At 65.5% G+C, this 22693-nt stretch carries 23 protein-coding genes; 19 read left to right on the top strand and 4 right to left on the bottom strand.

The annotated features are described in order from the left end of the window. Window positions 1-157: 157 nt before the first annotated feature. The 5 genes from QC821_RS02170 (at window position 158) to QC821_RS02150 (ending at window position 5823) form a co-directional block, all read left to right on the top strand. Window positions 158-1120 carry a Bug family tripartite tricarboxylate transporter substrate binding protein gene (locus tag QC821_RS02170; RefSeq protein ID WP_309716357.1) on the top strand — a complete coding sequence of 321 codons (963 nt, stop codon included), beginning with the start codon at window positions 158-160 and terminating at the stop codon, window positions 1118-1120. 235 nt (window positions 1121-1355) lie between these two features. Then, entirely contained in the window at window positions 1356-2831 is a 1476-nt protein-coding gene (locus tag QC821_RS02165) for an alanine/glycine:cation symporter family protein (protein ID WP_309716356.1), read from the top strand. A gap of 66 nt (window positions 2832-2897) precedes the next feature. Continuing rightward, entirely contained in the window at window positions 2898-4316 is a 1419-nt protein-coding gene (locus tag QC821_RS02160; protein WP_309716354.1) for an aspartate ammonia-lyase, read from the top strand. Next, on the top strand, window positions 4301-5323 hold the full coding sequence (locus tag QC821_RS02155; RefSeq protein WP_309716351.1) for an asparaginase domain-containing protein: 1023 nt from the start codon (window positions 4301-4303) through the stop codon (window positions 5321-5323). The genes QC821_RS02160 and QC821_RS02155 overlap by 16 nt, the downstream gene beginning before the upstream one ends. A 155-nt stretch (window positions 5324-5478) precedes the next feature. Beyond that, entirely contained in the window at window positions 5479-5823 is a 345-nt protein-coding gene (locus tag QC821_RS02150; protein ID WP_309716349.1) for a hypothetical protein, read from the top strand. A gap of 85 nt (window positions 5824-5908) precedes the next feature. On the opposite strand, the gene QC821_RS02145 is transcribed toward QC821_RS02150, so the two are convergent. After that, window positions 5909-6682, bottom strand: coding sequence for a bestrophin-like domain (locus QC821_RS02145; protein ID WP_309716346.1), 774 nt, complete (start codon window positions 6680-6682; stop codon window positions 5909-5911). Window positions 6683-7259: 577 nt separating this feature from the next. After that, window positions 7260-7793: a lactoylglutathione lyase gene (gene gloA / locus QC821_RS02140; protein ID WP_309716343.1), complete on the bottom strand. Its 534-nt coding sequence runs from the start codon at window positions 7791-7793 to the stop codon at window positions 7260-7262. Window positions 7794-7880: 87 nt separating this feature from the next. Between gloA and QC821_RS02135 the strand changes: the two genes are divergently transcribed. Next, complete coding sequence (locus QC821_RS02135; protein WP_309716340.1) at window positions 7881-8381, top strand: C40 family peptidase; 501 nt, start codon at window positions 7881-7883, stop codon at window positions 8379-8381. A 15-nt stretch (window positions 8382-8396) separates the two neighbouring features. On the opposite strand, the gene mntR is transcribed toward QC821_RS02135, so the two are convergent. Continuing rightward, on the bottom strand, window positions 8397-8873 hold the full coding sequence (gene mntR, locus QC821_RS02130; RefSeq protein WP_309716338.1) for a manganese-binding transcriptional regulator MntR: 477 nt from the start codon (window positions 8871-8873) through the stop codon (window positions 8397-8399). A 146-nt stretch (window positions 8874-9019) separates the two neighbouring features. On the opposite strand from mntR, the gene QC821_RS02125 reads away from it, so the two are divergent. The 11 genes from QC821_RS02125 (at window position 9020) to QC821_RS02075 (ending at window position 19784) form a co-directional block, all read left to right on the top strand. Beyond that, entirely contained in the window at window positions 9020-9925 is a 906-nt protein-coding gene (locus tag QC821_RS02125) for a metal ABC transporter solute-binding protein, Zn/Mn family (RefSeq protein ID WP_309716335.1), read from the top strand. Next, window positions 9918-10697 carry a metal ABC transporter ATP-binding protein gene (locus QC821_RS02120; protein ID WP_309716331.1) on the top strand — a complete coding sequence of 260 codons (780 nt, stop codon included), beginning with the start codon at window positions 9918-9920 and terminating at the stop codon, window positions 10695-10697. The genes QC821_RS02125 and QC821_RS02120 overlap by 8 nt, the downstream gene beginning before the upstream one ends. Window positions 10698-10740: 43 nt before the next feature. Further along, window positions 10741-11610 carry a metal ABC transporter permease gene (locus QC821_RS02115; RefSeq protein ID WP_309716385.1) on the top strand — a complete coding sequence of 290 codons (870 nt, stop codon included), beginning with the start codon at window positions 10741-10743 and terminating at the stop codon, window positions 11608-11610. Between the two features lie 137 nt (window positions 11611-11747). Beyond that, window positions 11748-12608: a phosphate/phosphite/phosphonate ABC transporter substrate-binding protein gene (locus QC821_RS02110; RefSeq protein ID WP_309716328.1), complete on the top strand. Its 861-nt coding sequence runs from the start codon at window positions 11748-11750 to the stop codon at window positions 12606-12608. A 10-nt stretch (window positions 12609-12618) separates the two neighbouring features. Next, entirely contained in the window at window positions 12619-13029 is a 411-nt protein-coding gene (locus QC821_RS02105; RefSeq protein ID WP_309716326.1) for an ATP-binding cassette domain-containing protein, read from the top strand. Next, window positions 13029-13277, top strand: coding sequence for a P-loop NTPase family protein (locus tag QC821_RS02100; RefSeq protein WP_309716325.1), 249 nt, complete (start codon window positions 13029-13031; stop codon window positions 13275-13277). Before QC821_RS02105 ends, QC821_RS02100 begins: the two co-directional genes overlap by 1 nt. Further along, the gene (gene phnE / locus QC821_RS02095) at window positions 13234-14034 is read left to right on the top strand and encodes a phosphonate ABC transporter, permease protein PhnE (RefSeq protein ID WP_309716322.1); all 801 of its coding nucleotides are present in this window, start codon (window positions 13234-13236) and stop codon (window positions 14032-14034) included. Before QC821_RS02100 ends, phnE begins: the two co-directional genes overlap by 44 nt. Window positions 14035-14372: 338 nt before the next feature. Next, complete coding sequence (locus QC821_RS02090; RefSeq protein ID WP_309716320.1) at window positions 14373-15839, top strand: OprO/OprP family phosphate-selective porin; 1467 nt, start codon at window positions 14373-14375, stop codon at window positions 15837-15839. Between the two features lie 127 nt (window positions 15840-15966). Beyond that, window positions 15967-17067 carry an ABC transporter ATP-binding protein gene (locus QC821_RS02085; protein ID WP_309716318.1) on the top strand — a complete coding sequence of 367 codons (1101 nt, stop codon included), beginning with the start codon at window positions 15967-15969 and terminating at the stop codon, window positions 17065-17067. Window positions 17068-17109: 42 nt separating this feature from the next. After that, complete coding sequence (locus QC821_RS02080; protein WP_309716316.1) at window positions 17110-18075, top strand: ABC transporter substrate-binding protein; 966 nt, start codon at window positions 17110-17112, stop codon at window positions 18073-18075. Beyond that, window positions 18075-19784, top strand: a complete 1710-nt coding sequence (locus tag QC821_RS02075; protein WP_309716314.1) for an ABC transporter permease — start codon at window positions 18075-18077, stop codon at window positions 19782-19784. Before QC821_RS02080 ends, QC821_RS02075 begins: the two co-directional genes overlap by 1 nt. A gap of 275 nt (window positions 19785-20059) precedes the next feature. Here the strand turns inward: QC821_RS02075 and QC821_RS02070 are convergent, their stop codons facing one another. Further along, entirely contained in the window at window positions 20060-20935 is an 876-nt protein-coding gene (locus QC821_RS02070; RefSeq protein WP_309716312.1) for a DMT family transporter, read from the bottom strand. A gap of 176 nt (window positions 20936-21111) precedes the next feature. On the opposite strand from QC821_RS02070, the gene QC821_RS02065 reads away from it, so the two are divergent. Together QC821_RS02065 and QC821_RS02060 are read left to right on the top strand one after the other, a co-directional pair. Continuing rightward, entirely contained in the window at window positions 21112-21801 is a 690-nt protein-coding gene (locus QC821_RS02065) for a DUF1826 domain-containing protein (protein WP_309716310.1), read from the top strand. Between the two features lie 19 nt (window positions 21802-21820). Continuing rightward, window positions 21821-22681 (top strand): metal ABC transporter permease, encoded by an 861-nt coding sequence (locus QC821_RS02060; RefSeq protein ID WP_309716382.1) that lies wholly within the window; start codon window positions 21821-21823, stop codon window positions 22679-22681. Window positions 22682-22693 lie beyond the last annotated feature (12 nt).

Genomic DNA, 22693 nt, shown 5'->3' with positions numbered 1-22693 from the left:
GCGCTGGTCTTCGTGATCATCACCGCGCTGATGGTGCTGCACCTCGGTTGGTCCAGTTATCGGCGCAATGCCATTCGCCGGGCATCCTCCTAAGCCCGGCCTAACCGCGTCGCCCCAGGCGAACACGTAATCACAACAACCTGAATGAGGAATCTCCATGTACCTTAAACGACTCAGCACCGCCATTGTGGCCACTGCCATGGCGGTGGGCGTAGCGCAGGCCGACGACTTCCCGAGCAAGCCGCTGACCCTGGTAGTGGGCTTCGGTGCCGGCGGCAGCACCGATATCCAGGCCCGCGTACTGGCCAACGTGCTCGAGGAAGAGCTCGGCCAGCCGGTCAACGTGGTCAACCAGCCCGGGGCCGGCGGCGGCGTGGCGCTGTCGCGCCTGGCGGTCAGCGACGACGAGGGCTACACCTTCGTCTTCGGCACCTCGATGACCATCACCTTCGGCCCGCTGTCCACCGAGACCAACTACCAGCTCGACGACTTCCGCTACGTCGCCGGCGTGACCCTCGGCCAGTCGGCCATGGTCACTGGCGAAGACCGTCCCTTCGGCGACACCTGGGAAGGCCTGATCGAGTATGCCAAGGAGAACCCGGGCACCAGCTACGCGACCCAGACCGCGCTGGACCGCATGATCATCGAGTACATCGCCCAGCAGGAAGGCCTCGACCTGCGCATCGTGCCGACCTCCGGTGGCGCCGGCATGGCCCCGCTGATCCTCTCCGGCGACGTCGACTTCGCCTACAGCGGCGGCACCCACTCCGGCTACGCCGACTCCGGTGAAATGCCGGTGCTGCTGAGCCTCGCCGAAGACCGCCTGGTGGCCTTCCCCGACGCACCGTCGATCCAGGAAGCCGGCTACGACATCAACCCCGCCGAGATCCGCGTGGTGATGGTCCCGCAGAATACCCCGGACAGCCACGTCGAGCGCCTCGCCGAGGCCCTCGAGGTCGCCACTCAGGACGAGCGTTTCATCGAGATCACCGAGGAGCGCATCCTGATGCCGGTGACCTGGATGCCCGAGGACGAGGTCACCCAGACCCTCGGCGACCAGGTCGCCGGCTACAAGGCGCTGCTCGAGGAGCTGGGCGGACTGCCGCAAGACGAGGAGTGACCGAGGCACACCGCCCAGCATAGGCGGACAGTCTCTACTGCGCCCGGGGCCCGCGAAGAGCGGCCCCGGGCGTTTTTTTGGCGATAGCACCTAATGCATCAGGTGTCTGGTGCAGTGTGCTGCACTCGGTGGCGCCAAGAATGCAACGCAGTGCATCGTTGCGCCAAATTTTTTCCATCAAATCAACTGGTTTAATCGGGGAGCGCTACCAATAAGACAACAGCGGAGACCCATCATGCTTGACCTGCTCAACGAGCTCCTCTGGGGCAAAATCCTTCTCGTCCTGCTGGTCACCGTGGGCATCGGTTTCACCGTTGCCTCACGCTTCGTCCAGTTTCGCTACTTCGGCCGCATGTTCCAGATCCTGGGATCTCGCCAGGCCTTCCGCCATGACAAGCACGGCCACCTCAGCAGCTTCCAGGCGCTGGTGCTATCCGTCGCAGGCCGCGTCGGCGGCGGCAATATCGCCGGCGTCGCCGTAGCGATTACGCTGGGCGGCCCGGGGGCCATCTTCTGGATGTGGCTGGTCGGCCTGATGGGCATGGCCACGAGCTTCCTGGAATGCACTTTGGCACAGACCTACAAGCAGCCTCAGGCCGACGGCACCTATCGCGGTGGGCCAGCCTACTACATCGTCAAGGGCCTGGGCCGCAACTGGCGCTGGCTGGCCGGCTTCTATTCGGTGCTACTGCTGCTGACCTTCGGCTTCGCCTTCACCGCCCTGCAATCCTACGCCGTGTCGACTTCGTTCAACGACGCCTTCGGCGTGCCGGTGCTCTACAGCGGCATCGCCCTGGCCATGCTGGTCGGCCTGATCATCTTCGGTGGCATCAAACGAATCGCCCGCATCTCCGAGGTATTGGTGCCCTTCATGGCCGTCGGCTATCTGCTGATCGCGCTGATCGTGATCGGCCTGAATCTCGAGCGCATCCCCGAGGTCATGACCCTGATCGTCAACAGCGCCTTCGGCCTCGAGCCAGCCATCGGCGGCGGCATCGGCGCGGCCATCATGATGGGGCTCAAGCGCGGCCTGTTCTCCAACGAGGCCGGCCTGGGCAGCGCTCCCAATGTGGCCGCCGTGGCCTATGTGCCGCATCCGGCCAACCAAGGTATCGTGCAGGCCTTCTCGGTGTTCATCGACACCCTGATCATCTGCTCTTCCACCGCTTTCCTGATCCTGCTCAGCGGCGCCTATGACCCGGGCGCCGGTGGCAACATCGAGGGCATCGCCCTGACCCAGGCAGCGCTGGCCGACCACGTCGGCGAGTGGGGGCGCGCTTTCGTCAGCGTGGCATTGCTGCTGTTCGCCTTCAGCACCATCCTCTACAACTACTACCTGGGCGAGAACAGCCTGAACTTCTTCAGCCGCGACAACCAGAACCTGTTCAATGCCTTCCGCGTGGCCATCGTGCTGCTGGTGTGCTGGGGCGCCACCTCCGACCTGGGCACGGTATTCGGCTTTGCCGACGTCACCATGGGCCTGCTGGCGGTCACCAACCTGGTGGCCCTGATCCTGCTGTTCAAAACGGGACTGCGCATCCTCAAGGACTACGACGACCAGCGCCGCCAGGGCGTCAGCCAGCCGGTTTTCGACGCAAGCCAGCATCCAGACCTGAATCTCTATCCACACGCCTGGGACCTCGAGCCTGAGGACCGAGAGCTTTTACGAGGCAGCACCGCCAAGACGCCACGCCGTCCCGTCGCGGAGTAAACGCCACACGCCGGCCCTCGCTTAGCTAGGGTCGGCATACTCTTCCAACGCTAGAGCGTCTACGCCATGACTACTCGTATCGAACATGACCTGCTGGGCGAGCGCACCCTGCCGGCGGATGCCTGGTACGGCATCCAGACCCAGCGCGCGCTGGAGAACTTCCGCATCACGGGGATTCCGATCAGCCACTTCCCCGAGCTGGTGCAGGCACTGGCCATGGTCAAGTCGGCCGCCGCCAGCGCTAACCAGGCGGTGGGCGCCCTCGAACCTCACAAGGCCGCAGCGATACAGGACGCCTGCCAGGAGATCATCGCAGGCGCGCTACACGACCAGTTCGTCGTCGACCTGATCCAGGGGGGCGCCGGCACCTCCACCAACATGAACGCCAACGAAGTGATCGCCAACCTGGCGCTGGCCAAGCTTGGCCACCCCAAGGGGGCCTATCAGCACCTGCATCCCAACGACGACGTCAACCGCTCCCAGTCGACCAACGACGCCTACCCCACCGCTGCCTGCCTGAGCATGCAGTTCGCCGCGGAACCGCTGATCACTGCCATAAGCGACCTGGGCGATGCCCTCCAGGAGAAGGCCGTGGCCTTCGCCGACGTGGTCAAGATGGGACGCACCCAACTGCAGGATGCCGTCCCCATGACCCTGGGGCAGGAGTTCGAGGCCTTCGCGGTAAACCTCGGCGAGGACATCGAGCGCCTGCGGGAAGCCCAAAGACTGCTGTGCGAGATCAACCTCGGCGGCACTGCCATCGGCACCGGCCTCAACGCACCGGCACGCTACCAGGCACTGGCCGTCGAGCACCTGGCGCAGTTGTCGGCGCGCCCGCTAGTGCCGGCGTCGCACCTCATCGAGGCCACATCGGACATGGGCGCCTTCGTGTTCCTGTCGGGGATGCTCAAGCGCTTCGCCATCAAGCTGGGTAAGCTGTGCAACGATCTACGTCTACTCTCCAGCGGGCCGCGCACCGGGTTTGGGGAAATCACCTTGCCCCCCGTGCAGCCCGGCTCCTCGATCATGCCCGGCAAGATCAACCCGGTGATTCCCGAGGCGGTGAACCAGACCGTCTACCAGGTGATCGCCAGCGATCTCGCCGTCACCATGGCCGCTGAGGCGGGTCAGTTGCAGCTCAACGCCATGGAGCCGATGATCATCTACAACCTGCTCAATGCCATGCGCATGCTGGGCGAGGCCTGCCATATGTTGCGCACCCGCTGCATCGTCGGCATCGAAGCCAACCGCGAGGCCTGTGCCCAGCACGTCGAGCGCAGCATCGGCGTAGTGACCTCGCTGGTACCGCACATCGGCTACGCCAATGCCACGCGTATCGCCCGCCAGGCCCTGCACAGCGGTGCCACGGTCCGCGAATTGGTAATCGCCGAAGGGCTGCTGGAGCCACAGCGGCTCGATGCACTGTTGCGCCCCAACGCCATGCTGGCCCCGATACAGGAGGACCAACCATGCAACGACTGCTGATTCTCTATACCGGCGGCACCCTGGGCATGCAGGCGTCACCGGCGGGCTACGTGCCCTCGGCCGACTTCGACGAGCGGCTGAACACGGCCCTGGCGACCTATCCGGCCGGGACGCTGCCAGACTACACCCTGCACAGCCTGCAGCCACTGATCGATAGCGCTGACCTCAGCCTGGGGTGCTGGAATCGCATGGTCACCGTGCTGGCCGCCGCCTGGGAGCGCTACGATGGGTTCGTCATCCTGCATGGCACCGACACCATGGCCTACACGGCCTCGGCGCTCTCCTTTCTGCTCGGCGCACTCGACAAGCCGGTGATATTGACCGGGTCCCAGGTTCCGCTAGACGAACCGCGCAGCGATGCCCTCAATAACATCATCCTGGCCATGCAGGCGGCTGCACACCCGGCTGCCCCACGCGAGGTGTGCCTCGCCTTTCACGGCCGCCTGCTGCGCGGCAACCGTGCACGCAAGTGCCGGACTCAAGACCTGGATGCCTTCGACTCGCCCAACGCCCCCTGGCTCGGCGAGGCGGGCATCGAGCTGCGCTTCTCAGCTCACGACCCGCTGCCGAGCGGCACCCCCGAGCTGGCTGTAGCTGGTTTCGAAGCGGGCCGCGTCGGCGTGCTGCACTGCCACCCAGGGCTGTCGCCGCGGCAGGTCGCCCTGCAGCTCGACGATCACCGGCTTCAGGGCCTGGTACTGATGACCTACGGGGTCGGCAACCCGCCCGGTCTCGACGGTCAATTGCTCGACTGCCTACAGCAGGCTGCCGACAGGGGGCTGGTCGTCTTCAACGTGACGCAGTGCAGTCAGGGCGCGGTGCAGCAGGCGACCTATGCCACCGGCAAACGCCTCCACGATGCCGGGGTGATCTCAGGGCAGGACATCACCCCCGAAGCAGCGATCACCAAGCTGCAGGTGCTGCTCGCTCGCGGCCAGTTCGGCCAGGCGCTACGCGACGCCCTGGGCCTACCGTTGCGCGGCGAGATGCGTGCACCGACAAGCTAGGCCCCAACGATGTACAAATTATGTCCAATTTTTATGTTAGAGAGAAGGAAGCCATGCCTACACTGCAACTCTTCTCGCCCTAAATGGGCAAAGAATTCGCCCCTGGCGCCAATCTCTCCTACATTACTTGTACATTCACTCTTGAGGCATTCAACATGGCCGAGAGCATCCACCCGGTCTCGGGCAATATCACCCTGAAGCAGCTGAGCCGCGGCGTCGCCGATGGCCATACCCCGATCGTCGAGGTCGAGTCCCAGGACGGCATCTACATCGTCCGCCTGCACTACGCGAATGGCGTGGCCGAACTCTCCGACGAGCAGGGCAAGACCCGCACCTTCCTGGGCACCGGCGAGATCCGTGACCTGCTCGGTGAAACCGGCCTGACCCACGGCGTGCTGACCTGGGCCGACCAGTGCGGCGACGAGATGATAGGCGTCCAGGGGCATGCCATTACCCCCGATGAAATGCTCGCCTACGGCACGCGTATCTCGTTTCGCTGAGCCAATCTCCACAGCGGCGCCCCGGGCGCCGCGTGGACGATGGACACCGCTACGTGGCATGCCGATTGCCAGTGTCTAACCGGACTCAATCGCTCCATGTACTCACCGCCTGTTCGATGGCCTCGGGTGAAACCTGAACCGCTCCCCGGAAGGGATTGTCCTGGATGGCCAGCAACCACAGAGCGACGACCGCAGCAAGGCTGAAGACAACAATTGCGTGCCGGTTCGCGGACGCCCTGTCGAGGAATCCCATGCCCATCACGAATTGCGTCAGGAAGCCGAGCAGGAACAAGGCACTCCACGAAAATTGCTGGTAATGATTAGCCACAACGGCGATGCGGTTTGTCCGCGCTTCGACAATATCTTGTGCTAGAGACAGCATCTGGCCGTGGACCGCGGCCGAGTGGGCCTCATCGTTCGTGGCGTCCCGAACGGCGCGTAACAGTTCGAGTAGCGCCTGTTCCGTCTTGCTGCTTCCGCTTTCCTGAACCAGGCGCGGCCATTCGTCCGCCACCACCGAGTCAGCGTAGTCGACAATCGCCGCGCGGATCCTCCCTCCGCTGGCCGTTGTCGTTTCACTGGCGACACCGAGTCCGAAGATCGCCGCGCTCTCGGTTTGGACGGCTTGGGAGGCTCGCTCCTTGCGGTCCATGGTGTCAGCGAGCAGGAAGGCCGCGAACAGCGCAAACAAGGTCGAAACGGCCACGAAGGTTGGCAAGCCGAGGGCGCCCCCCTTGAGGTGAGCGCTGAGCGGGGAATGAAACTGGATCCAGTGGATCAATGCCCCGGAAGCCAGAAATACAATCAGCAGGAGCGGAAGGATCAATAGGGGGTGGAACTCAAACCAGAAGCGGATCATCGCAATGTATCGACTTGCGCCCGGTACGGCTCAAGTCTTGCCGTTGGCAGGCCCAGCCGCTGGGTTCGCCATCGGCCCCACGTCTTGGTAGAAGGCGCGTACTTCGGCGACGCCGGGCCGCTCCATCTCGTTAGGGAAATCGACGCCAGCGACCATGAGACCGTCGCAAGCGAGAGGCTCGATGCGCCCGACAGCCCCGGCATACTCATGATGCCCTCGATACAGAAACCGGCCGCAAGGATCCGCGGTTCGTCTTCCCAGAGATCAGCGTTTGTAACAGGAAAAGCGGAAACATAGTTTCCCCTAGGTTCTTGTATTTTTATAAGGCCAACATTGCCGGTCGGGTTTGCCTCCGGCATTTCATCTTCGCCTGTATCGTGGCGGCATTCAAGTTGCAGAGGTTTGCCCTGGACCGAAAGATTCCGAAGGGCGAAATGATCATGGAAACCGCGTTCATGAGCGTGTTCGAGCAGACGACGGGGCTGCACGCGCGACGACAAATCGGCTAGTAACTTCAGAGCAATGGTATGCCTGACGTGCATAGACCGCTGCCTGCGTGCAGCTTTTCGGACAATACCTAGTCGCCGAGCTGATTGAGGCGCGCTGCCTCGACGATCTCGATCCAGTAGCCGTCGACGTCCTTGACGAAGGCCACGTCCTTCATCTTGCCCTGGTCGGGGCGCTTGACGTACTCGACGTCGTTGGCATCGAACCAAGTCACCGCGGCGTCGAGGTCCGGCACGCTGAAGCAGATATGCCCGAAACCCTGGGGTTCGGCATTGCCGTCGTGGTAGGCGAATCCCTCCTGCTCCTCGGTGCCCCAGTTGTGGGTCAGCTCGAGCAAGCCCTTCTGGCTGAAGGTCCACACCGTACGCTGCCGGTCATCCTCCGGCACCTCGTCGCCGGCCTCGAGCTTGGCCAGGAAGTAGAGGCTGAACTGCATCTCCTCGAAGTCGAGCCGCCGCACCACCTGCATGCCGAACACCCGGGTATAGAAGGCCAGCGCCTTCTCGGGATCCTTGATACGCAGCATGGTGTGGTTGAGACGGAAGCCCTGGGATTCGGCGCTGGGGGCCACTACGCCGGGGTGCTGCTCACCGTTGAAGCTCATCCAAAAATCCTCTATTAATCAAAAGGTGCATTAAGGAATACTAGAGTATCTGTGTATGCGGCGACGCAAATTCAAGCCTGGAGCCTCATGAACCCACTCCCTACTCCCATGCCGCGGCGCGCCCTGCCTCTCGCCTGGATGCTGCTGTTGCTGGCCCTGATCTCGGGCTGCGCCAGCCGCGACATCGCCACCCGCGACGCGCCCATCGACGCAGACGGGCTCTCCATCGAGCGCGCCATGATACTGGCCAACGCCCAGCAGGCGCTGGGCACGCCGTATCGCTTCGGCGGCAACTCTGCGGATGGGCTCGACTGCTCGGGACTGGTGGAAATGGCCTATCGCGCCGCCGGCATTCGAGTGCCGCGCACTGCCCATGACCAGTTCCGCCAACTGCCGCAGGTGGACGAGGCGCGCCCCGGCGACCTGCTGTTCTTCGGCAGCGGGCGCAAGGCAACCCATGTGGGGATCTATCAGGGCGACCGCCAGATGATTCATGCGCCGGGACGCGGCCGCGAGGTGGTCAGCGTGCCGCTGGATATCGACTACTGGCAGAGTCGCTTCCTGGGGGCCGCCGGGCCGGCGCCGTGAGCGCCTGGCAGCGCGTCAGGACGACTCGTGCTGCTGGCTGAAGCGCTGCATCGCTGCCAGCGTCTCCTCGCTGACGTGATGCTCCATGCCCTCGGCGTCGATCCGCGCGGTGTCGTCGCTGATGCCCAGGGCACGCAGAAACCGCAGCACGATGGCGTGCCGCTGGCGTGACATGGCGGCCATCTCTTCCCCGCGTTCGGTCAGGAACAGCGAGCGATAGGGCTTGCTGGCCACCAGGCCGAGCCCCTTGAGCCGCGCCACCATCTTCGACACCGTGGCCTGGCTGACCCCCATGCGCTGTGCAATATCCGCAGAGCGGGCTTCTCCCTGGTGCTCGATCAGATCGCCGATCAGCTCGACATAGTCTTCCAGCAATTCGGTTTCATGGGCGTTACGCACGGCAGCGTACTGCTGAGCGTGCTGGTCGCTCGGCGGCAGCGCATCCGCTTCGCAGAGACAGGGGGAGGGGCTTTCATCTGGGGTCTCGATCATGCGACGAATATAGCCAACCTCCTCTGATGCAGCAACCTCACTTCATTGCAGTCTTGCGCAATACAGTTAGCCTTTGCTAAGTTATTTTGACTATACTCAAGAAAACCAAGTGGCCGCTCTTCGGCCCTTACCAGTGGGAGATCAGCATGCAAGCACATATGCGCGGCGCCTTGCTCGGCGCCCTGGCCATGGGGCTGGCGAGCACCGCACAAGCGCAGCCACTCAACGTGGCGGTGACCTTTTCGGTACTCGGCGACTTGGTCGAGCGGGTCGCCGGCGCGGATGCCGAGGTCAGCACCCTGACCCCGGTGGGGGCCGAGGTGCATGAGTGGGAGCTGATCCCCAGCAACTTCGCCGACCTCGAGGACGCCGACCTGGTGTTCTACAACGGCTATGGGCTTGAGCAGTGGCTGCCCCAGGTCGAGTCGAGCGTCGGCGACGGCGTTGCCGTGGTGGCGGTGGCCGAAGCCTCCGGCTACCCCACCCAGCCGATCGTCACCGGTGAGCTTGCCGGCGAGCCGGACCCGCACCTGTGGATGGACCCGCGCGCCAGCGCCGAATACGCCCGGGTGATCGCCGACGCCCTGAGCGAGGCGAGGCCCGAGGCCGCCGAGGGCTTCCAGGCCCGCGGCGCGGCACTCGCCGAGTCCCTCGAGGCGCTGCATGCCGAGATCGAGGCAACGTTGGCCGAGATCCCCGCCGAGCAGCGCCTGCTGATCACCAGCGAGGCGGCCTTTCTCTACTTCGCCGACGCCTTCGACTTCGAGCATGACGGCATCTGGGGCACCAACGCCGAGGATGAGGGCACCCCGCGCCAGCTGATGCGCATCGTCGATCTCATCGAGGCGCGCCAGCCGGCGGCGATCTTCTGGGAGAGCACCATCTCCGACCGCCACGTGCGTAGCGTCGCCGAAGAGACCGAGATCGCCATCGCCGGGCCGCTGTACGTCGACTCGGTCAGCGACGCCCAGGGCGAGGCACCGGACTACGCCGCCATGCTGCGCCACAACGCCGCGCTGTTGAGCGAAGCGCTGGGGGCCCAGCGTGATTGATACGCCGGCCCTCGAGGTGCGCCGACTATCCGCCGCCTACCACCGTGAGCCGGTGCTCAGCGACATCAGCCTGACGCTTGCCGCCGGCCAGTGGACCGCCATCGTCGGCCCCAACGGAGCCGGCAAGTCTAGCCTGCTGAAGGTGGTGCTCGGCACCCTGCGTCCGCTGCGCGGTGAGCTGAGAGTGCTCGGCGCCAGCGCCAGCCAGCAGCGCCGCGCGGGCAAGATCGCCTACATGCCCCAGCATGAGCAGGTGGAGTGGGATTTTCCGGTCTCGGTGCGCGAGACGGTGATGACCGGCCGCTACGGGCTGATGCGCCGCGACCCCTGGTGGCAGCGCGTGGTGCCCCAGCGCTGGGCCAATGCGCGGCACCGCGACGCTGTCGATGAGGCGCTGGACGCCGTCGACATGCGCGAGCACGCCGCGCGCCCCATCGGCGAGCTTTCCGGCGGCCAGAAGAAGCGCGTGATGCTGGCCCGGGCACTCGCCCAGCAGGCCGAGATCCTGCTGCTCGATGAACCGCTGGCCGGCGTCGACCCGCCCAGCGAGCGGCTGATCCTGCGCATGCTCGAGCGCGAGCGCCGGGCCGGCCGCAGCATCGTCATGGTCACCCACGATTTGCCCAGTGCCCGCCAGCATGCCGACCAGGTGGCGCTGATCAATCACGTGCTGGTCGGCATCGGCGCGCCCGACGAGATGCTCAGCGATGCCATGCTGGCGCAGCTGGCCGTGGGTGGCTCGCCCAAGGGAGGGCTGCGTGTCGCTGCTTGAGAGCCTGGGCAACGGTCTGATCGAGGCCTTGATCGCGCTGCTGATGCTCGGCATCAACCTGCTGCCCGATAGCCTCGCGGCCGCGTTCGAGTATCGGTTCATGCAGCGTGCACTGCTGACCGCGGTGCTGGTCGGCGCCATCTGCGGCCTGCTCTCCAGTTTCGTGGTGCTCAAGCGCTGGTCGCTGCTGGGCGACGCCATCTCCCACGCCGTGCTGCCCGGCGTCGCCATCGCCTACCTGCTCGGCTGGCCGTTCTTCATCGGCGCCTTCATCACCGGCGCGCTGACCTCGCTGGGCATCGGCGCCATCGAGCGCCACACCCGCATCAAGCCGGATGCCGCCATGGGCCTGATGTTCACCGCGGCCTTTGCGCTGGGTATCGTGATCATCAGCAAGATCGCCTCGAGCACCCACCTGATGCACATCCTGTTCGGCAACGTGCTGGGCGTGCAGACCTCGGCGCTGCTGCTCACCCTGATGGCCGGCCTGGTCACGCTGCTGGCGGTGTGGTTGGCCTATCGGCCACTGCTGCTCTACACCTTCGACCCGCAGCAGGCCCAGGCGCTGGGCTTCAACGTCGGGCTGATCCACTACGGGCTGATCATGCTGCTGACCCTGACCATCGTCGCCAGCCTGGAGACCGTCGGCATCATTCTGGTGGTGGCGATGCTGATCACCCCCGGCGCCACCGCCCACCTGCTCACCGACCGCTTCAAGCCGATGCTGGCGATCTCGGTGCTGGTCGGCATCGTCTCGGCAGTGGCCGGGCTGCTGCTGTCGTTCCATTTCGACGTCGCCTCCGGCGGCGCCATCGTTCTGGTCGCCACCGCGCTGTTCTGCGTGGTGCTGCTCGCCGCCCCCCGGCACGGCCTGGTGGTGCGTCTCTGGCAGCGCGCCCGGCTGAGCAGATGACCATGGCGGGGAGGCCGCTGAGACGAGGCTATTCGCTCACCGCGCTGTAACCCCAACGACACCTGAGAGACACACGGCTGTCACCTCGCACTGACAGGGTATGGACGCATTATTCCGATCCATCCCGAGGTGATACCGTGAAAAAGCCACTACTCTCCCTTGCCGCTGCCATCGCCCTGGCCGCCGCCGGACAGGCGCAGGCCCAGACGGCCGACTCCTGCCCCACCACCCTGCGCTTCGCCGATACCGGCATCGAAGGCACTGAAGAGCTGCAGCGTGCCTTCCAGGAGTTCGTCGACGAAGTTGAATCGCGCCTCGGCGTCGAGGTCGAATTCTTCCCGGTAGGCAACCGCACCACCGCCATCAACGCCCTGCGCTTCGAGCAGGTCGACATCGTGCTGGCCGGTCCCTCCGAATACGTGCTGATGGCTGAGCGTGTCGAGGGCATCAAGCCGATCACCGCCATCGTGCGCCCCGAGTACTACTCGGTGTTCATCGCCCCCACCGACAGCGACATCGAGACGCTGGAAGATCTGCGCGGCAAGCACGTCGCCATGAAGGACCACGGCTCTACCACCGGCCACATCATGCCCAGCTATATGCTGCACCAGGCCGGTCTGGACATCGACCGTGACCTGCAGATCACGCTGCTCGACGGTGCCCGCATGCAGGCGCTGGCCTCGGGCGAAGTCGACGCGGTGGGCACCGGCGTACGCGACTTCGCCCCCTTCGCGGAACAGCACGGCGAGGAGAACTACCGCATCATCGCCCGCGGCCAGGACATGCCGGGCGACCCCATGGTGGCCGGCCCGCACATCTCTGCCGACTGCGTGGCCGAGATCCGAGACGCCTTCATGGCCGACCCAGAGAGCCTGCTCCAGGCAATCCTTGCCCCTGGCGAGCGCGACAAGTACATCGGCGCGGAAATGGTGCGCGTGGACGATGCCGAGTATGACGTGGTCCGCGACTCCTATGCCCTGCTGGGCCTCAACGACTGAGCGGTGCCCCATGCAAGTGACCGTAAGCGACCTGACCAAGGTCTACCCGGACGGCACCCGCGCCTTGAGTGGGCTGTCGATGGATGTCAGCCCTGGAGAAGGCGTGGTCATCCTCGGCCACAACGGCTGCGGCAAGTCGACGTTGATGAAGTGCCTGACCGGTCTCGAGCGCCCCACGTCGGGGCGCCTCGTGCTGGATGGCATCAACCTGGCCAGCGCCAGCCGCCGTGAGCTGAGGCCGCTGCGCCAGCGCATCGGCTGCGTCTTCCAGAAATTCAACATGGTCGGCAACCTCTCGGTGCTGCAGAACGTGCTGTTCGGCCTGATGGGCCGCCACGGCATCCTGGCCAGCCATGCGCTGACCGCCAGCCGCGAATCACGCCTGGCCGCCATGCAGGCACTCGAGCGGGCCGCGAGGTGATGGAGCTGCTCTGGTCGGTGGTACGCGAGCGTGGCATGACCGTGCTCTGCGTGCTGCACCAGATCGAGCTTGCCCGCGAGTTCGGCGAACGCCTGATCGGCCTTCACGCCGGCCGGCTGGCCTTCGATCGCCCCAGCGGCGAGATCAGCGACGCCGACATCACGGCGCTCTACCAGACCGACACTCCCCAGGAGGCCGACACCGATGAGCCAGTCATCACCGCGCCACACCGCGCCGCCCAGGCTTGAACGCCCCTCCCCCGTCGCCTTCATCCTGTTGCTGGCATTCGCTGCCTTCTTCATCAGCGGTTTTTCCAGCGCCGATATCCATCCCGACCGGCTGCTGAGCGGCGTCGTGAACCTGGGCACCTTCTTCGGTGAGGCGCTGCCGCCGAATTTTTCCCGCTGGGACGTGATCGCCGTAGCCATGCTGGAGACCTTTCAGATGGCCATCGTCGGCGTGGTATTCGGGGTGATCCTGAGCCTGCCCATGGCCCTGCTGTGCGCCCGCAATACCAGCCCCCATCCGGCGATCCGGGTGGTCGCCCGCAACCTGGTGGCCACCCTGCGCACCGTGCCCGACCTGGTATGGGCGCTGATCTTCGTGGTCGCCGTCGGCCTCGGCCCGCTGGCCGGGATCCTGGCCATCATCATGGACACCATCGGCTTCTGCGCACGCTTCTTCTCGGAGCGCATCGAAGAGGTAGACCCCGGCCCGGGGCAGGCCCTGGCCGCCACCGGCGCCTCGCGCAGTGGCGTGGTGTGCGGCGCGATCATCCCCGAATGCACGCCCTCCTTCGTGGCAACCAGCCTGTTCTCGGTAGAGAAGGCCATACGTAGCGCCGTGGTGCTGGGCCTTGTGGGTGCCGGCGGCATCGGCGTGGAACTCTCCGCTGCCATGAACCTGTTCCGCTACGACCAGGCCCTCACCGTCATCCTGGCCATCCTGGTGGTGGTGATCGGCGTCGAGCAGGTCAGCGCCTGGATTCGCAAGCGGGTGATTTGAACAGCTAGACACCCTCTCTCCTCAAGGCCGCCTTCTGGCGGCCTTCCACATTTCCCAACGCACCACGCCACGCAACCTCCTTATTAATAACAGACCCCGACTGCCCTATCACGTCATTCAATTTTCCTGAACGGCTTGCCATTAAGCAGGTGAAAAATCTCAAATTCCTGATATCCATCTTTATTAAATAGATGGAATATCGACACTTAATAAACGGGAAATATGTACGTCACACTCAGACTATAGCCTTAGATTCGTCGAATCGGCCGACTTGACACCGAGATTAATTCCTTCGCCACGGACTGGTGAACCTAACTCCATGACGACAGGCAATACTCATGTATGTGTTCAAGAAAATGCCCCTGGCCCGTACCGTGGCCCTGATGGCAATCCTGGCAGGCGCTTCCGCCTCCCAGATAGCCATCGCCAGCGAAGACGCTCTGCTGCAACGCCTGATGGAGCGCGGCGTCCTTACACAGCAGGATGTAGATGAACTGCGTGCCGAGTCCCAAGCCGATCAGGCCGCTACTCAGCAGCCGACCCGCAGCGATGGCCTGCAGTACGAGCCCCAGGAGGGTTTACAGCAGGATAATGCCAACGTACAAGTGCGGCGCTTTGGGGTAGAAACGGCCGATGGCAGCGACCGTTTCCGGATTCGTGGCCGCTTGATGCTAGATGCCGCTCACCTCGATGATAACCTCGATACTACCGATGATCATCGAGTCGGCGAAGGTAACCTTGGCAATACAGGAACCATCATTCGACGAGCCAGGCTGGGCGCCCTTGGCCTGTTCCACGACAACTGGGAGTGGCAGCTCGAGGTTGATTTCCGCGACGAAGAGGTGCGCTTCGCCAACGCCTATATCGCCTATTTAATGGATAATGGCCGCTTGGCTTTCGGCCATTTCAAGGAGCCTTTCAGCCTCGAAAGCTCCACCAGTTCGCGGCGTATTTCCTTCCTCGAGCGTGCCACGCCGATCGACGCTTATCGGCCCAGCCGTAATCTCGGTGTGATGTACGAGACATTGCAGCCAGACTGGTACGGGGCCATCGGTGTCTTCGGCGGCGACGGCGTGGGACGCGACCGTGAGGTCTCCGAGGGTTATGCCCTCTCCGGCCGCGCCAGCATCGCTCCCATCAACGAAGACAATGCCTTCGTGCATCTCGGCGTCTCCGGTAACTACCGCAAGAATGCCCGCAACGAGGACGATGAAGAATATTCAGATGTTCGCATGCGTAGTCGTTTAGGCACCCGAGCCATCGACGGCCGCATTATCGGGCGCCGCGACATGGAAGCGGTAAGCGACTACACCACCACCAACCTGGAGTTCGCCGCCGGCCATGGCCCCTTCTCCGTTCAAGCGGAATATATTCGCCAGGACCTGAGCCGAGACGTCAACGACCCCAACTTCAGCACGGGCGAAGTCGACAGCATGACCATGGACGGCTGGTACGCCCAGGCCGGCGTCTTCCTGACCGGCGAATCGCGGAACTACCGGGCGTTCAGCGGCGATTTCGGACGCGTTACACCCCATCGTCCCTTCAACCCGTCACAGGGCCACTGGGGCGCATTTGAGCTGCTGGGACGCTATGCCACCGCGGATCATACCGACCATCACGCGCCGCGCGGCAAACAGCAGGTCGATCACTGGACGCTGGGCCTGAACTGGTATCTCCAGCCTGAGATTATTGCCAAGTTCAACGTCATGTATATCGATGCCGAGGCCGGCGACGAGAGCCTGGATGATGGCGTCAAGGAGTGGGATAGCTGGGTGCTGGGCGCCCGTCTGCAGTACGAATTTTAACCCCTTAGCTGCACACACGACGGTTCGGGCACAGGGAGGTGCCTGGTTACAAGCGTCATCCCCCTGTCACATCAGTGACATCTTTCCCCTCTAGGTTGGGACTTCCAAGCAAGAGAGGCACCCCTTCATGTCCACTCATGCACTCAACATCAAGCGCCTGCACAAGCGCTTCGGCGACACCGTGGCCCTGGACGGCATCGACCTCGCGCTGCGCCGGGGCCAGGTGCTGGCACTGCTGGGCCCTTCCGGCTGCGGCAAGACCACCCTGCTGCGCTGTATCGCCGGCCTGGCCGAGGTCGACGGCGGCGAGGTACACCTCGACGGCCAGTGCGTCGCCGCCCCGGGCCGCCACCTGAGCCCCGATGATCGCCAACTGGGCATGGTCTTCCAGGACTACGCGCTGTGGCCGCACATGAGCGTCTACCAGAACGTCGCCTTCCCGCTGGAAATGCAGGGCGTCAAGGCCAACGCGCGACGCCCCCAGGTGGAGTGGGCGCTCTCCCTGGTCGGGCTTGGCGATTTCGCCGAACGCTCACCCGGCGCGCTCTCCGGCGGCCAGCAGCAGCGGGTTGCCCTGGCACGGGCCATCGTCGCCAAGCCGCGCCTGCTGCTGATGGACGAGCCCCTCTCCAACCTCGACAAGGGCCTGCGCGAGAACCTGGCCCTGGAGATTCGCAACCTGATCGAGGAGCTCAACCTGACGGCGGTGTTCGTCACCCACGACCAGCACGAAGCCTTCGCCCTGGCCGACCGGGTGGCCGTGCTCCAGCACGGTCGGCTGCAGCAGGTCGACTCGCCGGAGGCGCTCTTTCATACCCCGGCCACGCCGGAGATCGCCGACTTCGTCGACGCCGGCACCCTGCTCGACGGCCGGCTCGACGCCGAAGGCCTGGCGCTTGCCGATGTCTATTTGCCGCTCGGCGCCGCCTGCGGTCATCGCGGCGAGGTAAGCGTGCTGCTGCCGCGCCGCGCCCTGCGACTCTGCGCGCCCGGGGAGTGCCTGCTGAGCGGGCGCATCACCGGCCGGCTGTTCCAGGGCGAGCACCTGTCGCTTCAGCTCACCCTGGCCGATGGCCGCACGCTCAAGCTGCATGCACCCCATGCACCGGAGCGCGGCTGCCAGGTGGGGATCGACATCGACGTCAGCGCCCTGCGCGCCTGGAATGCCGAGGCGCGCCTGATCGACCTGATGCCACGCGCCGACGTGGCCGCCAGCGCCAGCGCCTGATGCGGCCTGGCCCACTTCTTTTTTCCTTCTCGGGAGCCTTCAATGCACGCCTTGAAACCCTTTGCCCTCAGCGCCTGCCTCTTGGCCCTGCCAGGCCTGGCCTCGGCCAGCGCCTTGACCGTCTACTCGGCGGGCCCCGGCGCGCTGATCGAGGATCTCGCCGCCGACTTCTCTGAGGAGACCGGCATCGAGGTCAATGTCTTCCAGAGCACCACCGGCCAGGTGATGGCCCGCCTGGAGTCCGAGCAGGCCAACCCGCTGGCCGACGTGGTGATCTCCGCCTCCTGGGACAGCGCCGAGTCGCTGCACGAGGAGGGCCTGCTGCATGAGTACCGCTCACCCAACGCCGAGACGGTGCCCGACTTCCTCAAGACCGACCACTACGTCGCCCAGGGGGTCTCGGCCCTGGCCCTGGTATGGAACCGCAACAGCGATGTACCCCAACCCAACGATTGGAGCGATCTGACCGATGCGGCCTATCACGACCAGGTGACCATGCCCGACCCGGCGCAGTCCGGCGCCGCCTTCGAGCTGATCAGCGGCCTGCTCACCGCCATGGGCGAGGACGCCACCTGGCAGTTGATGGCAGACCTCGCCGACAACGGCATGCTGGTGCCGGGGCCCAACGCCCGGGCTCTGAACCCGGTGCTGCAGGGGGCCAAGTCGGTGGTGTTCGGCGCGGTGGACTACATCTCGCTGGGCCAGCAGGCCGAGGGCGAAGCCATCGAGGTGATCTTTCCCGAGAGCGGCACGGTGATCGCGCCGCGGCCGATGATGATCCTGGCCTCCACCGCCATGCCCGACGAGGCCGAGCAGTTCGTCGACTTCGTGCTCTCCGAGCAGGGCCAGGCACGGGTCGCCGAGCGCTACCTGATGCCGTCGCGCAGCGACATCGAGGCGCTGCGCCCGACCATCGAGGAGCTGACCCTGATCGAGGTCGACAGCGACGCAATGAACGCCCAGCGCGAGGCGATTCTCGAGCGCTTCCGCGAGGCCACGGGTAGCTGATGGCGGCGCGCCTCGCCCTCGGTCTTCCCCTGCGCCTGCCCCGGATCACCGGGGCGGGCGTGGTCATGCTGCTGACGGCGGCGGCCCTGCTGCTGCTGGTCGGGCTGCCGCTGCTCTACGTGCTGCTGCAGGCGATCTTTCCCGGCTGGTCGCGGGGCGAGCTGAGCGGCGCCTTCGGCCTGTTCGTGCCGCTGCTCTCCGACCCGGCGCTGCTCGGGCTGCTGGGCAATACGCTGCGCCTGGGCATCGCCGTGGTGGTGGTGTGTGCTCTGCTGGCCATCCCGCTGGGAGCGCTGCGCGCCCTGACCCGGGTACCCGGCGGCGCCGCCTGGGACTTGATCTTCCTGATCCCGTTCATGATTCCGCCGTATATCGCCGCGCTGTCGTGGATGCTGACCCTGCAGCCGCGGGGCTACGCCGAACAGCTGAGCGGACTCTCGGCCAGCGCTTTCCTGTTCTCCTTCTCGGGCATCGTCTTCGTGATGGTGCTCAACGTCTTTCCGGTGGTCTATTTCGCGGTGTCGCGCACCATGATGAGCGTCGGCGGCCGCTACGCCGCCGCCGCCCGGGTCAGCGGTGCCGGCGGCTGGCGCGCCTTCTGGCGCATCACCCTGCCTCTCTCCACCCCAGGCATTGCCGCCAGCCTGCTGCTGGTGTTCGCGCTGACCATCGAGGAGTTCGGCACCCCGGCCACCCTGGGCGCCCAGGCCGGCTACAAGGTACTGGTGACCGGGATTCACGAGCGCTTCGCCGACTGGCCCATCGATATCCCAGGCGCCGCCGTGCTGTCGCTGCTGCTGGTGATGCTGGCCATGGCAGCCTTTTACCTGCAGCACTGGCTGGTGACCCGGCGCTCCTTCGTCAGCCAGACCGGCAAGCCGACGGCGCCGGAGCGCATCGAGCTGGGCCCCTGGCGCTGGCCGGTCGTGGGCCTGTTCAGCCTGGTGGCGCTGATTGCCGTGGCGGTGCCTATCCTTGCCGTGCTGGCCACCGCCTTCACCGGCACGCTGTCCGGCGGCATTGCCTGGGACAACCTCTCGCTGCGCCACTTCGAGGCGCTGTTCGCCAATCGTGGGGGCGCGATGCAGGCGCTCTCCACCAGCCTCGGGCTGGCCATCGGCACGGCCCTGCTGACCGGCGTGCTGGGTGCCCTGGTGGGCTACCTGGTGGTGCGTGCCCAGCTGCGCGGCAAGGGGCTGCTGGACCTGCTGTCGCTGCTGCCCAATACCATGCCCGGCATCGTCGTCGCGGTGGGACTGATCCTGGCCTGGAACCAGAGCTGGTGGCCGATCCAGATCTACAACACCGGTGCCATGCTGCTGCTCGCCTATGCCTGCCTGCTGCTGCCCTACCCAGTGCGCTACGCCTCGGCGGCCTTCCGCCAGATGGGCGAGAGCCTGGAGGCCGCCGCCCGGGTCTGCGGCGCCGGTTTCTTCACCGCCTTCCGGCGTATCCTGCTGCCGGCCCTGGCACCCAGCCTGATCGTCTCGATGCTGCTGGTGTTCGCCATCGCCTCGCGCGAGCTGGTGGCCTCACTGATGGTGGCACCGGCCGGCATGCGCACGGTCTCGACCTTCGTGTTCGGCCAGTTCGAACAGGGCTCCCCCGGGGTCGGCATGGCCATGAGCGCCGTGGCGATCCTCACCACCACGGCGCTGCTGGTGGCGCTGACGGTATTCAGCCGCAAGAAGCTGCCCATCGCCGGCTAATATCAGGCGCCCTGAGCTTTGTACGAAAAGTCGGCGAGCGAAGGTCAGGGCTAGGCCCGTTCCCGACGGGCCAACGCACTCCCCACATCCATGTGGGTCGCAAAGCAAAAATCGGCGACAAATCGTCAGGATTGACGATTTGGGCAGCTCCGCTGCTCGCAGAGCGAGAGACAAGGATGTCTCGAGTCCAAAGCGGAGTTTACGGGGTGTGAATGAGCATTTTAAGCCGGTTTTTAACGCTGCATGGCCGAGCGCAGGCAGTTTTCGTGCAAAGCTTACGCTGTGGGGCGGCGCTTAATGGTAGTGCGGCGCTCGTGATAGGCGATGGCCAGGCCGCTGCCGATGATGATCGCGGTGCCGATATACACCCACATGTCGGGCATTTCGCCCCAGAACCACCAGCCCAGCAGCACCGCCCAAAGCATCCCGGTGTAGTCGAAGGGCGCGGCCAGCGCCGCCGGGGCGTGGCGAAAGGCCAGCGTCAGGCAGGCCATGGCGCCGATACCGAAGATCCCGGCACCGATGAACCCCCACCAGTGCAGCGGCCACGGCGTCTGCCATACCCAGGCCAGCATCGCCCCGGTCACCAGCAGCGGCACCAGGGTGACGTAGAACACCATCGCCCACAGGTACTCACGCACGCCGTAGCGCCTGGCGGTGATCATCACCAGGGCATAGAACATCGCCGCCGCCACCACCACCAGGGCCCCCAGCTGGAAGCCGGCGCCGCCCGGGCGCACCACCACCAGCACGCCGAGAAAGCCGATGATCGCCGCTACCAGCGGCAGCCGCTCGACCTTCTCACCCAGCAGCGGCACCGACAGCAGGGTGACGAACAGCGGCGCGGCGAAGGCGATCGCTGTGGTCTCGGCCAGCGGCAGCAGCACCAGCCCGAACACGAAACACAGCATGGTGCCGGTGGCCAACAGGCCGCGTACCAGGTGCACGCCGGGGCGCCGGGTGGTGAGCTTGCGCAGGCCGCCGTTGAAGTGCGCAATCAGCGCGATCAGCGGCAGCGAGATCAGGGTACGGAAGAAGATGATCTGGATCGGCGAATGCACCTCGCCCAGCCACTTGGAAATCGCATCACCCACCGACAGGCAGAACACCCCGGCGCACATCCATAGTATCCCCTGCAGCGGTGGTGACATTCGCCCTCCTGTTATACGCACGCTTCGCACCAAACGGGTGCGGCAACCAAGCCTTCTAACATAGCCGAGTCGCCAGGTCGGGGCGATGCATAAGCGCCAAAAGCATAAGCGCACATATTCTCGACTGAATCGTTATGTTATATAGTAACTATACGATCCCGACCGGAGGACACTGCATGCCTGCCGCTACCGCGCCCCTGCTGGACGCTCCCTTACTCGAGGCCAGCGCCACTACGCCCGACGCCGGGGAGCCCCACTGGGCCTTCGGCGATGATATCGGCGTCTTGCCAAGGATCTTCGATGCGCAGATCACCCTGGCGGTGATGACCCGGCGCCTGGACGCCGCGCTCCGGGCCAGCATCACCACCCAGCTTGGCAGTGAGCGTGGCGTCTCCTGGCACTGGCGCGGCGGCGTGGGTCAGGCACTGGCCGACGACCTGGCCGCCCATCTGCCGGCCCCGGCCGAGGCCGCGGCGCTGATCGACGATATTCACACCGTTGCCGAGGCCATGGCCTACCTGTTCGACACCGATACCATCGGCGTGCGTCTGCGCACCCTGGAGGGGGCGATGTGCCCGCGCTTCCACGTCGACAATCTCGCCGTACGACTGGTCACCACCTACGCCGGCCCGGCCAGCGAGTGGCTGCCCGAGTCGGCGGTGGATCGTGCCGGCCTGGGCGCGCCACACCCGGGCAAGCCCGAGGCGCTGCGCGACCCCGCGGCGATCCAGCAGCTCGGCGTTGGCGATCTGGCGCTGCTCAAGGGCGACGGCTGGATCGGCAACGAAGGGCGTGGGCTGGTGCACCGCAGTCCACAGCCCGCGCCCGGCGAGCGGCGCCTGCTGCTGGCCCTGGATCCCGGCTGAGGGCGCGCACGTGCTGGGAATGATCGTCGACTGGTTCATGCTGCCGTTCGGCTATGGCTTCATGCGCCGCGCCCTGGTGGCCTGCCTGACGCTGTCGCTGACGGCGCCGATCATCGGCGTGCTGCTCACCCTGCGCGGCCTGAGTCTGGTCGGCGAACCGCTCTCCCACGCCATCATGCCCGGCGTGGCGGTGGCCTACCTGCTGACCGGGCTCTCGCTGCCCTGGATCATGCTCGGCGGCTTGGCCGCAGGGCTGGCCACGGTGTTCCTGGCCGGCGGCATCACCCTGTTCAGCGGCCTCAAGTCGGATGCGGCGATGACCAGCCTGTTCCTCACCGGCATGGCGCTGGCGGTGTTGCTGATCGCGTCCGCGGGCAGCGCGCTGGATCTCAGCCATGTGCTGTTCGGCTCGATCCTGACGGTCGGCAGCCACGACCTGATGGCCATCGTGATCACCGGCAGCGTGGTGCTCACCGGCCTGGCCGTTGGCCTGCGGGCGCTGATGGTCGAGGCGCTGGACCCCGGCTTCCTGCGCGTGCAGGGCACGCGCCCTGCGTGGATTCAGGGCGCCTTCATGACCCTGGTGGTACTCAGCCTGGTCACCGGCTTCCAGGCCCTGGGCACGCTGATGGCCGTCGGCCTGATGATCCTGCCGGCCACCCTGGCACGCTTCTGGAGCCGCCGCCTGGAGGGCATGGTCGCGGTCGCCGCCGGGTCGGCGATGGCGGCCAGCCTGCTGGGGCTGCTGCTCTCCTACCACTATGCCCTGCCCTCGGGCCCCAGCATCGTGCTGCTGCTGGGGGTGGGCTATCTGTTGTCGCTGCTTGGCGGACGCCACGACAGCCTGCTGTCGCGCTGGCGCCGTCTGTCATCTTCTTGAACCCATGATCAT

The organism is Franzmannia qiaohouensis (assembly GCF_031451695.1).
Classification (GTDB): domain Bacteria; phylum Pseudomonadota; class Gammaproteobacteria; order Pseudomonadales; family Halomonadaceae; genus Franzmannia; species Franzmannia qiaohouensis.
This window is presented reverse-complemented; position numbering and strand designations above follow the sequence as displayed.

Excerpts from the sequence above, each read along its gene's own strand:
- QC821_RS02170 (WP_309716357.1), top strand. The coding sequence starts at position 158 with ATGTACCTTAAACGACTCAGCACCGCCATTGTGGCCACTGCCATGGCG.
- QC821_RS02165 (WP_309716356.1), top strand. The coding sequence starts at position 1,356 with ATGCTTGACCTGCTCAACGAGCTCCTCTGGGGCAAAATCCTTCTCGTC.
- QC821_RS02160 (WP_309716354.1), top strand. The coding sequence starts at position 2,898 with ATGACTACTCGTATCGAACATGACCTGCTGGGCGAGCGCACCCTGCCG.
- QC821_RS02155 (WP_309716351.1), top strand. The coding sequence starts at position 4,301 with ATGCAACGACTGCTGATTCTCTATACCGGCGGCACCCTGGGCATGCAG.
- QC821_RS02150 (WP_309716349.1), top strand. The coding sequence starts at position 5,479 with ATGGCCGAGAGCATCCACCCGGTCTCGGGCAATATCACCCTGAAGCAG.
- QC821_RS02145 (WP_309716346.1), bottom strand. The coding sequence starts at position 6,682 with ATGATCCGCTTCTGGTTTGAGTTCCACCCCCTATTGATCCTTCCGCTC.
- gloA (WP_309716343.1), bottom strand. The coding sequence starts at position 7,793 with ATGAGCTTCAACGGTGAGCAGCACCCCGGCGTAGTGGCCCCCAGCGCC.
- QC821_RS02135 (WP_309716340.1), top strand. The coding sequence starts at position 7,881 with ATGAACCCACTCCCTACTCCCATGCCGCGGCGCGCCCTGCCTCTCGCC.
- mntR (WP_309716338.1), bottom strand. The coding sequence starts at position 8,873 with ATGATCGAGACCCCAGATGAAAGCCCCTCCCCCTGTCTCTGCGAAGCG.
- QC821_RS02125 (WP_309716335.1), top strand. The coding sequence starts at position 9,020 with ATGCAAGCACATATGCGCGGCGCCTTGCTCGGCGCCCTGGCCATGGGG.
- QC821_RS02115 (WP_309716385.1), top strand. The coding sequence starts at position 10,741 with ATGCTCGGCATCAACCTGCTGCCCGATAGCCTCGCGGCCGCGTTCGAG.
- QC821_RS02105 (WP_309716326.1), top strand. The coding sequence starts at position 12,619 with ATGCAAGTGACCGTAAGCGACCTGACCAAGGTCTACCCGGACGGCACC.
- QC821_RS02100 (WP_309716325.1), top strand. The coding sequence starts at position 13,029 with ATGGAGCTGCTCTGGTCGGTGGTACGCGAGCGTGGCATGACCGTGCTC.
- phnE (WP_309716322.1), top strand. The coding sequence starts at position 13,234 with ATGAGCCAGTCATCACCGCGCCACACCGCGCCGCCCAGGCTTGAACGC.
- QC821_RS02090 (WP_309716320.1), top strand. The coding sequence starts at position 14,373 with ATGTATGTGTTCAAGAAAATGCCCCTGGCCCGTACCGTGGCCCTGATG.
- QC821_RS02085 (WP_309716318.1), top strand. The coding sequence starts at position 15,967 with ATGTCCACTCATGCACTCAACATCAAGCGCCTGCACAAGCGCTTCGGC.
- QC821_RS02080 (WP_309716316.1), top strand. The coding sequence starts at position 17,110 with ATGCACGCCTTGAAACCCTTTGCCCTCAGCGCCTGCCTCTTGGCCCTG.
- QC821_RS02075 (WP_309716314.1), top strand. The coding sequence starts at position 18,075 with ATGGCGGCGCGCCTCGCCCTCGGTCTTCCCCTGCGCCTGCCCCGGATC.
- QC821_RS02070 (WP_309716312.1), bottom strand. The coding sequence starts at position 20,935 with ATGTCACCACCGCTGCAGGGGATACTATGGATGTGCGCCGGGGTGTTC.
- QC821_RS02065 (WP_309716310.1), top strand. The coding sequence starts at position 21,112 with ATGCCTGCCGCTACCGCGCCCCTGCTGGACGCTCCCTTACTCGAGGCC.
- QC821_RS02060 (WP_309716382.1), top strand. The coding sequence starts at position 21,821 with ATGATCGTCGACTGGTTCATGCTGCCGTTCGGCTATGGCTTCATGCGC.